This is a genomic window from Paenalicyclobacillus cellulosilyticus (genome assembly GCF_014647315.1).
In the GTDB taxonomy this organism is placed as follows: Bacteria; Bacillota; Bacilli; order Alicyclobacillales; family Alicyclobacillaceae; genus Alicyclobacillus_J; species Alicyclobacillus_J cellulosilyticus.
Genome location: NZ_BMOY01000097.1, coordinates 341 through 703 on the forward strand (window position 1 = coordinate 341; position 363 = coordinate 703).

The 363-nt window shown below is 39.1% G+C and carries 1 protein-coding gene; it reads left to right on the plus strand.

Annotated elements, in window-relative coordinates:
- The coding region (locus IEX97_RS12945; RefSeq protein WP_188883516.1) for an NAD-binding protein at positions 1-363 on the plus strand (363 nt) is incomplete at both ends.

Below are 363 nucleotides of genomic sequence, written 5' to 3' on the forward strand. Positions count from 1 at the left end.
TACCAATGGAAGAGCAATGCGTTATTGAAAAAGATGATGATGTCTTGTTTATTGCCTCCCCACAAGCCATCCAGCAAGTATTAATCGCATTAGGTCGATATACTCACCCCAATCGCCGCTTAATCATCGCAGGTGGTGGACATATTGGCAGCAAATTAGCTCAAGCCCTAGAGTCCCATTATCGTATAAAAGTCATTGAACATAACTTTGAACGTGCTAATTACCTCGCGTCACAATTACATAAATCCACAATATTACAAGGTGATATTGCGGATCGTGATTTATTAGTTAACGAAAACATTGAATTTACGGACGTATTTTGTGCTGTAACCAATGACGATGAAGCAAATATTATGTCTTGCC